This window comes from Streptomyces sp. NPDC051207 (assembly GCF_040682395.1).
Taxonomy (GTDB): domain Bacteria; phylum Actinomycetota; class Actinomycetes; order Streptomycetales; family Streptomycetaceae; genus Streptomyces.
The window spans coordinates 1-8,828 of record NZ_JBFBAX010000063.1; the positions used below are offsets into that span (position 1 = coordinate 1).

Sequence of the window (8,828 nt, forward strand, 5' to 3'; positions counted from 1 at the left end):
CTACGAGCGCAAGCCCGAGCACTTCCTCGCCTTCGCTGCCATCTCAGCCACCCTCATATGCCACCGTAGACTCACCAACTGAAATGGCCTCTTATACCGGAAGGAAGTTGATCGGGTGGCTGTCGGTCGCCCACAGGTACTGCACGGCGTACGCCCGCCAGGGCCGCCAGGCCGCCGCGCGGGCGGTGAGCGCGGCGGGCGTGGCGGGCAGGGCGAGTTCGCGGGCGGCGCGGCGGATGCCGAGGTCGGTGGGCAGGAAGGCGTCGGGGTCGCCGAGGGCGCGCATGGCGATGACGTCGGCCGTCCAGGGGCCGAAGCCGGGCAGGGAGAGCAGTTCGGCGCGGGTGCGCTGCCAGTCGCTCTCGACGCCCAGCCGCAGCGAGCCGTCGGCGAGCCGGCCGACGAGGGTGGTGAGGGTGGCGCGCCGGGTGCGCGGCATCGCCAGCGTCTGCGGGTCCACGGCGGCGAGCGCCCCGGTGGAGGGGAAGAGGTGGGTGAGGCCGCCCTCGGGGTCCTCGACCGGCTCGCCGTGCGCGGCGACCAGGCGGGCCGCGTGGGTGCGGGCGGCGGCCGTGGAGACCTGCTGGCCGAGGACGGCCCGTACGGCGAACTCCGCCTCGTCCACGGTGCGCGGCACCCGGCGTCCCGGCGCCTTGTCGACCAGCGGGGCGAGTACGGGGTCGGTGCGCAGCTGGCCGTCGATCGCGACGGGGTCGGCGTCGAGGTCGAGCAGGCGGCGGCAGCGGCTGATCGCGACGGTGAGGTCGCGCAGGTCGGTGAGGGTGAGCCGGCAGGCGATGTGGTCGGGTCTGGGCGCCAGGGAGACGAGCCCGTGCCCGTACGGCAGCCGCAGGGTGCGCCGGTAGGCGCCGTCCCGCCACTCCTCGACGCCGGGTACGGCGGTGGCGGCGAGGTGCCCGAAGAGGTTGCCGGGGGTGAGGGGGGCGCGGAACGGCAGCCGCAGGGACAGGGCGCCGGGGGCGCTGCCGGGGGTTTTCGGGGCGCGGGTGCGCAGCTCGGTCGGGGCGAGCGCGAAGACCTCGCGGACGGTGTCGTTGAAGGTGCGGATGGAGGAGAAGCCCGCGGCGAAGGCGATTTGCGCCATCGGCAGATCGGTCGTCTCGATGAGCAGCCGGGCGGTCTGGGCGCGCTGGGCGCGGGCCAGGGCGAGGGGGCCGGCGCCCAGCTCGGCGAGCAGTTGCCGTTCGACCTGGCGGGTGCTGTAGCCGAGCCGGGCGGCGAGGCCGGGCACGCCCTCGCGGTCGACCACGCCGTCGGCGACGAGCCGCATGGCGCGGGCCACGAGGTCGGCCCGCCGGTTCCACTCCGGGGAGCCGGGGCTGGTGTCGGGGCGGCAGCGTTTGCAGGCCCGGAACCCGGCCTGCTGGCAGGCCGCCGCGCTCGGGAAGAACGTCATGTTCTCCGGCTTGGGCGGCACCACCGGGCAGCTGGGGCGGCAGTAGATGCGGGTGGTCAGGACGGCCGTGAAGAACCATCCGTCGAACCGCGCGTCCTTCGAGCGCACGGCGCGCACGCAGCGCTCGGTGTCGGTGTGCATCGCCTTCTGCATGCGTCCAGCATCGGCGACCGGCGGCCCGAGGGCTGGCGAGAATCCGACATCGTCCTCGCCGTGCCTGGGGTTCCCCGCGTCCCTGGGGTGATGGGCGGGTACGCGGCTCAGGCCGACGACGCGCGCCGCCACGCCGACTCGCGCAGCAGGCGCAGGCCGTTGAGGCCGACCAGGACCGTCGAGCCCTCGTGACCGGCCACGCCCAGTGGCAGCGGCAGGTGGCCGATCAGGTCCCAGGCGACGAGCACGGTGATGAACGTGCCCGCGATCACCAGGTTCTGCACCACCAGGCGCCGGGCCGCGCGGGCCAGCCGGACGGCCGCCGGGACCGCGCTGAGTTCGTCGCGTACGACGACGGCGTCGGCGGTTTCCAGCGCGAGGTCGGAACCGGCGCGGCCCATGGCCACCCCCGTGTGGGCGGCGGCGAGGGCGGGTGCGTCGTTGACGCCGTCGCCGATGAACAGGACCTTGCGCCCGGTGTCCTGGATGCCGCGTACGGCCGTCACCTTGTCCTGGGGCAGCAGCTCCGCGCGGACGTCGGTGAGGCCGGTCGCCGCGGCGACCCGGGCGGCGGCGCGGGCGTTGTCGCCGGTCAGCAGGACGGGTGAGGCGCCGGTGAGCGCGGTGAGCGCGGCGGTGGCGGCGGGCGCGTCGGAGCGGACGCGGTCGGTGAGGGCGAGGGTGCCGACCGGTGTGCCGTCACGGGTGACCCGGACGGTCGTCTCGTCGCCCTCGGGGGTGTCCGCCCGGCCGACCTCGATCACGCTTCCCCCGACCACGGCCGTGACGCCGCAGCCGGGCAGCGCCGTGAAGTCCCGGGCGGGCGCCGGGCGCAGGCCGCGGGTGCGGGCGGCGGCCACGACGGCGCGGGCCAGCGGGTGTTCGCTCGGGTGCTCGGCCGCGGCGGCCAGCGCCAGGAGCGCGTCCTCGTCGAGCCCGGAGCCCGGCACCGGCCGTACGGCGGTCACCTCGGGGGTGCCTTCGGTGAGGGTGCCGGTCTTGTCCAGGGCGGCGGTGTCGATCTCGGCGAGGCGTTCCATCGCGACGGCGGACTTGACGAGGACGCCGTGCCGGCCGGCGTTGGCGATCGCGGACAGCAGGGGCGGCATCGTGGCGAGGACGACGGCGCAGGGCGAGGCGACGATCATGAAGGTCATGGCGCGCAGCAGCGCGTCCGTGAGGCTGTCGCCGAAGGCCAGCGGGACGCCGAACACGGCCAGCGTGGCGGCGACGACGCCGACGGCGTAGCGCTGCTCGACCTTCTCGATGAACAGCTGCGTCGGCGCCTTGGTGCGGGACGCCTCCTCGACCAGGGCGACGATCCGGGCGATGACGGAGTCGGCGGGGTCGCGTGCGACGCGGACGCGCAGGGCTCCGGTGCCGTTGAGGGTGCCGGCGAAGACCTCGTCGCCGGTGCGCTTGACGACCGGCACCGACTCGCCGGTGATGGTCGCCTGGTCGACCTCGCTGGTGCCGTCCGTGACACGGCCGTCGGCGCCGATGCGCTCGCCGGGCCGCACCAGCAGCAGGTCGCCGACGGCGAGGGACGCGGTGGGCACGGTCTCCTCGGTGCCGTCGGCCAGCCGGGTCGCGGTGGCCGGGGCGAGGTCGAGCAGACCGCGCACGGAGTCGGCGGTGCGGGCGGTGGCCAGGGCCTCCAGGGCGCCGGAGGTGGCGAAGATGACGATCAGCAGGGCGCCGTCGAGGACCTGCCCGATGGCGGCGGCGCCCAGCGCGGCGACGATCATCAGCAGGTCGACGTCCAGGGTCTTCTCCCGCAGCGCCCGCAGTCCCTCCAGGCCCGGTTCCCAGCCGCCGGCGGCGTAGGCGACCGCGTACAGCGGGCCGTACGCCCAGCCGGGGGCGCCGCCCAGGTCGAGGGTCAGGCCGAGCAGGAAGGCGACGGTCGCGGCGAGCGCCCAGCGGGCCTCGGGCAGGGCGAGCACGCGGGTGCGGCGGCGGGGCGCCGGGCGGTCGGCCGCCGGAACGGGGGTGGGGGCGAAAGTCGTGGACACGCGGGCACCATACAGGAACAGATGAAGATATGTTCATTCGTTCATGTGGGGTGGGTAGGATGGCGCCATGGGTCATGGAGCCGTCACCCCCGCGCAGGACACCGCCGAGCGGGTCCGCCTCGACGCGGGCAACGTCGCGAAGGTCGCCACCACGCTCCAGGCCCTGTCCACGCCGTCCCGGCTGCTGATCCTCGCCAGGCTCCGCGAAGGGCCGCTGCCCGCGACCGAGTTGGCGGCGGAGGTCGGCATGGAGCAGTCGGCGTGTTCGCACCAGCTGCGACTGCTGCGCAACCTGGGCCTGGTCGTGGGCGAGCGCCGCGGCCGGTCGGTGGTGTACGCGCTGCACGACCACCATGTCGCCGAACTCCTCGACCAGGCCGTGTACCACGTGGAGCACCTGCGGCTGGGGCTCAGTGACGCGGCCGAGTGACGGCGTCAGCTGCCTGACCGGATGACGCCTTGTCCGGAGGCGGACGGGGCACGGGACGGGGCGCCCGACACGGGTCGGCGCCGTCGCGGCTCTGTCAGGTCTGGCGGAGCCGTCGCCAGACGGCCTTCGCCGCGTTGTGACCGGACATGCCGTGCACGCCCGGTCCCGGCGGGGTGGCCGAGGAGCAGATGAAGACGGCCGGGTGGGGTGTGCTGTACGGGAACAGGGACAGCTTGGGGCGCAGCAAGAGCTGGAGTCCGGACGCGGCGCCGGAGGCGATGTCACCGCCTATGTAGTTGGCGTTGCGGGCGGCGATCTCGGGCGGTCCCGCCGTGGCGCGGGCGAGGACGAGGTCGCGGAAGCCCGGGGCGAAGCGCTCCAGTTGGCGTTCCACGGCGTCGGTCAGGTCGCCCGTCCAGCCGTTCGGGACGTGGCCGTACGCCCAGAACACCTGCTTGCCCTCCGGGGCGCGGCCGGGGTCGGCGACGCCGGGCTGCACAGTGATGAGGAACGGCGTGTCGGGTGCGCGGCCCTCCCGGGCGGCGGCGCGCAGGGCGGTGCCGATCTCCGCGCTGTCCGCGCCGATCTGCACGGTGCCGGCGGCGTGGGCTTCCGGCGCGGTCCAGGGCACCGGCCCGTCCAGCGCGTAGTCGATCTTGAAGACGCCGGGGCCGTACCGGTAGCGGTCGTAGTAGCTGCCGAGGCCCGCGATCCGGGCGAGGGCGGTGGGCGAGGTGTCGAAGACGTAGGCGCGGGCCGGCGGCAGGTCGTCGAGGCGCTTGACCTCGTAGTCGGTGTGGATCGTGCCACCGAGGTCCAGCAGGTAGGCGGCGAGGGCGTCGGAGACGGACTGGGAGCCGCCGCGGGCCACCGGCCAGCCGCGGGCGTGTGCCGCGAGGGCGAAGACCAGCCCGATGGCGCCGGTCGCGAAACCGCCGAGCGGGGCCATGACGTGGGCGACGAGCCCGGCGAACAGGGTCTTGGCCCTCTCGTCGCGGAAGCGGCGCATCAGCCATGTCGACGGGGGCAGTCCGACGAGCCCGAAGCGGGCGAGGGTGACCGGGTCGCGGGGCAGGGCGGTGAGCGGCAGGGACATGAAGTCGCGGGCCAGGGTGTCCCACTTGGTGAGGAACGGCGCGACCAGTCTGCGGTAGGCGCCCGCGTCGCGCGGTCCGAACGAGGCGGCGGTCTCGCCGACCGACCGGGACAGCACGGCGGCGGTGCCGTCCGGGAAGGGGTGGGCCATGGGCAGCGGCGCGTGCAGCCACTCCAGGCCGTAGCGCTCCAGCGGCATGGACCGGAACGCGGGTGAGTTGATGCCGAGGGGGTGCGCGGCGGAGCACGGGTCGTGCCGGAAGCCCGGCAGGGTGAGCTCCTCGGTGCGGGCTCCCCCGCCGATGGTGTCCCGCGCCTCGAAGACGGCGACCGCGAAACCGCGGCGGGCCAGCTCCACGGCAGCCGTCAGTCCGTTCGGCCCCGCACCCACCACGACCGCATCGAGCATCGACGGCACCTTCGGACCCCTTCGTCAGCCGATGGCCACTCGGGATCAGGATAGGCCCGGGTACGGATCGTGACGGGGGGCGGGTGGTCATCCTGTGGACAGTGACAGTGGGGGTGGGCGTGGGCGTGGGGGTGCCGCGGCGGGCCGGGGCGGGCTGCGGTCATCCTGCCGGGCTGGCGGCCTGCCGGGCTGGCGGCCTGGCGGGCTGGCGGGGCCACGTCGCCGGGGGCGGGCGTCGTTCAGGTGCCCTCTGCCAGCAGCCCCGCCACCCGTCGTGCCGTCGCCTCGTCCCGCGCCGCCGTGAACGGCAGGTCGTTGCCGCCCGTGATGCGGAACGGCCGGCCCGTGCGGGTGAGGTGGGTGCCGCCCGCCTCCTCGACGAGCAGGATGCCCGCCGCGTGGTCCCAGGCGGCCTCCCAGGAGAACGCGGTCGCGTCCGACTCGCCCCGGGCGACGGCGAGATACTCCAGGCCGGCCGATCCGCAGGGACGCGGCGCGACGCCCTCGGTGCGCAGGCCGAGCAGGGCGCGCTTCTGCTCCTCGGTCGTGTAGTCCGGGTGGGAGGTGGCCACTTGGAGGTCCCGGCCGGGCTCGGGCGCCCCCGCGTGCAGCCGCTCCCCGTCGAGGAAGGCGCCCTGGCCCCGGACGGCGGTGGCGAGTTGGTCGCGGGCGGCGGCGTAGGTCCACGAGGCGTGCACGACGCCGCCCAGCGCGAGCGCGACCAGCGTGCAGAAGCCGGCGTCGCCGTGCACGAACTGCCGGGTGCCGTCCACCGGGTCGACGATCCAGACCGGCGCGTCGCCGCGTATCGCCTCGTACGACGCCGGGTTGGCGTGCACCGCCTCCTCGCCGACCACGACGGAGCCCGGCAGCAGCGCGACGAGCGCCTCCGTCAGGTACAGCTCGGCCTTGCGGTCGGCGTCCGTGACCAGGTCGTGGGGGCCGCTCTTCTGGTCGACCTCGTGCGCGGCGAGCTGGCGGAAGCGCGGCATGATTTCCGCCGCCGCGGCCTTGCGGACGGCCTCCTCCACGTCGGTCGAGTGGCGGGCGAGAAACTCCTCGATGGTTTCCGTGTCTTCGATCATGTCTCCATGAGAGCACGCACCGCTGACAATCCCCACCCGGCCCGTGTACTGCGGATGGAATCGCCATGAACGCCCAGATCGGACACCGGGCGCCGGGCGCTCGGCGGCGGGGGCAGCGGCCGGGGTCAGGCGGCGGGAGCCAGGCGGCCGGGGCCCGGTCCCGGCGGACCGGCGCCGCGTGTCTCAGCGGCCCACCGCGTACCCCTGCATCCCGCGCGGGTTCGCCGCCGCCGAGAGGACGCCCGTCTCCGGGTCCCGCGCGACCGCGCACAGCCGTCCCTCGGACCAGGGGTCGCCGACGCCGACGTCGTGCCCGCGGCGCCGCAGCTCCTCGATCACTGCCGGGTCGAACCGGGACTCCACGGTGACGCTGCCCGGCCGCATCCCGCGCGGGTAGAAGGAGCCGGGGAAGCTGTCGTTGTGCCAGTTGGGTGCGTCGATCGCGCCCTGGAGGTCGAGGCCGCCGCGGACCGGGGAGCGCAGGGCGACCGCCAGGAAGAAGTGGGTCTGCCACTGGTCCTGCTGGTCGCCGCCGGGCGTGCCGAACGCCATGACGGGCACGCCGTCGCGCAGCGCGACGGACGGGGTGAGGGTGGTGCGGGGGCGGCGGCCCGGGGTGAGGGTGTTCGGCAGACCGTCCTCCAGCCAGGTCATCTGCAGGCGCGTGCCGAGCGGGAAGCCCAGCTCGGGGACGACGGGGTTGGACTGCAGCCAGCCGCCGCTGGGGGTGGCGGCGACCATGTTGCCCCAGCGGTCGGCCACGTCGATGTGGCAGGTGTCGCCGCGGGTGAGGCCGTCGGCGCCCACGTCGGGTTCGCCGGGCACCGGGGAAGCGGGCCGCTTGGCGACCGTGGGTTCGCCGACGCCGAGCGCGTCGCAGGCGGCGCCCGCCGGGGCCGTCACGCGCGCGTGGGCGCACAGCCTCGGGGTGCGCCCGCCGGGGCTGCCGGGCCGCAGCTCGTGGCTCGCCCGCTGCCCGACGAGCGTGCGTCGCTCGGCGTTGTACCGGTCCGACAGCAGGTCGTCGAGAGGGACGTCGGCGGCGTCCCCGTACCAGGCCTCCCGGTCGGCCATGGCCAGCTTGCAGCCCTCGATCAGCAGGTGGACGTAGTCGGCGGAGCCGTACGCGGGCAGTTCGGGCGGGAGCAGGGCGAGCTGCTGGAGGAGGGCGGGGCCCTGGCTCCAGGGGCCGGCCTTGCACACGGTCCAGCCGTTCCAGTCGTACGTCGCCGGCGCCTCGTAGGTCGCGGTCCAGGCGGCGAGGTCGTCGCCGGTCAGCGTGCCGGTGTGGGGTGTGCCGCTGGTGTCCAGGGTGGGGCGTGCGGCCTGCCGTACGAGGGCCTCGGCGATGAAGCCCGTCCGCCACACCTCCCGCGCGGCGTCGATCTGCGCCTCCCGGTCGCCCGCGCGGGCGGTCTCGGCGAGCAGCCGGCGCCAGGTGGCGGCGAGGGCGGGGTTGCGGAGCAGTTCGCCGGGGCGGGGCGCGCGGCCGTTCGGCAGGTACACCTCGGCGGACGTCGTCCACTCGGTCTCGAACAGTTCCCGTACGGTCTCGACGGTCTCGCCGACGCGTTCCACGGGTGGGTGGCCGTGTTCGGCGTATCCGACGGCGTACGTGAGGACGTCGGCGAGGGACTTGGTGCCGTGGTCGCGCAGCAGCAGCATCCAGGCGTCGAAGGCACCGGGCACGGCGGCGGCGAGCGGGCCGGTGCCGGGGACGAGCTCCAGGCCGAGCCCGCGGTAGTGCGCGGCGCTCGCCCCGGCGGGGGCGACGCCCTGCCCGCACAGCACCCGCACCTCGCCCCCGGCCGGCGCGAGCAGGATGGGCACCTCGCCGGCCGGTCCGTTGAGGTGGGGTTCCACGACGTGCAGCACGAACGCCCCGGCGACGGCCGCGTCGAAGGCGTTGCCGCCGTCCTCCAGCACGGCCACCGCCGCCTGGGAGGCGAGCCAGTGGGTCGAGGACACCATGCCGAAGGTGCCCTGGAGGGTCGGGCGGGTCGTGAACTGCATCGGTCACCTCGGTGCGCGTCGGTCCGCTGGGAGCAGGAAGGAACCTACGCCCTGTCTCCCCGCGGCCGTCCCTGGGCCCTCCCGGGCCTGCGGCTCCGCCGCGGGGGGGGGGCCCCCCCCCCCGCGGGGGCGCCCCCCCGGCCCCGACCGGGGGGGGGTGGGGGGGGGGGGTGGTGGGGGGGGGGGTGGGGGGGGGGGGGGGGGGGGGGAA

General features: G+C 75.5%; 6 protein-coding genes. 1 reads left to right on the forward strand and 5 read right to left on the reverse strand.

Translation table 11 applies throughout. The annotated features are described in order from the left end of the window. Positions 1-91: 91 nt before the first annotated feature. Together AB0M97_RS30425 and AB0M97_RS30430 are read right to left on the reverse strand one after the other, a co-directional pair. Positions 92-1,558, reverse strand: a complete 1,467-nt coding sequence (locus AB0M97_RS30425; protein ID WP_365964208.1) for an AlkA N-terminal domain-containing protein — start codon at positions 1,556-1,558, stop codon at positions 92-94. Between the two features lie 119 nt (positions 1,559-1,677). After that, on the reverse strand, positions 1,678-3,585 hold the full coding sequence (locus AB0M97_RS30430) for a heavy metal translocating P-type ATPase (protein ID WP_365964203.1): 1,908 nt from the start codon (positions 3,583-3,585) through the stop codon (positions 1,678-1,680). 67 nt (positions 3,586-3,652) lie between these two features. Here AB0M97_RS30430 and AB0M97_RS30435 point away from each other — a divergent pair, with 67 nt between their 5' ends. Then, complete coding sequence (locus tag AB0M97_RS30435; RefSeq protein WP_365964204.1) at positions 3,653-4,015, forward strand: metalloregulator ArsR/SmtB family transcription factor; 363 nt, start codon at positions 3,653-3,655, stop codon at positions 4,013-4,015. A gap of 94 nt (positions 4,016-4,109) precedes the next feature. On the opposite strand, the gene AB0M97_RS30440 is transcribed toward AB0M97_RS30435, so the two are convergent. The 3 genes from AB0M97_RS30440 to AB0M97_RS30450 form a co-directional block, all read right to left on the reverse strand. Further along, entirely contained in the window at positions 4,110-5,519 is a 1,410-nt protein-coding gene (locus tag AB0M97_RS30440) for an NAD(P)/FAD-dependent oxidoreductase (RefSeq protein WP_365964205.1), read from the reverse strand. Between the two features lie 239 nt (positions 5,520-5,758). Next, positions 5,759-6,604 (reverse strand): inositol monophosphatase family protein, encoded by an 846-nt coding sequence (locus AB0M97_RS30445; RefSeq protein ID WP_365964206.1) that lies wholly within the window; start codon positions 6,602-6,604, stop codon positions 5,759-5,761. A gap of 183 nt (positions 6,605-6,787) precedes the next feature. After that, positions 6,788-8,617: a gamma-glutamyltransferase gene (locus AB0M97_RS30450; protein WP_365964207.1), complete on the reverse strand. Its 1,830-nt coding sequence runs from the start codon at positions 8,615-8,617 to the stop codon at positions 6,788-6,790. Positions 8,618-8,828 lie beyond the last annotated feature (211 nt).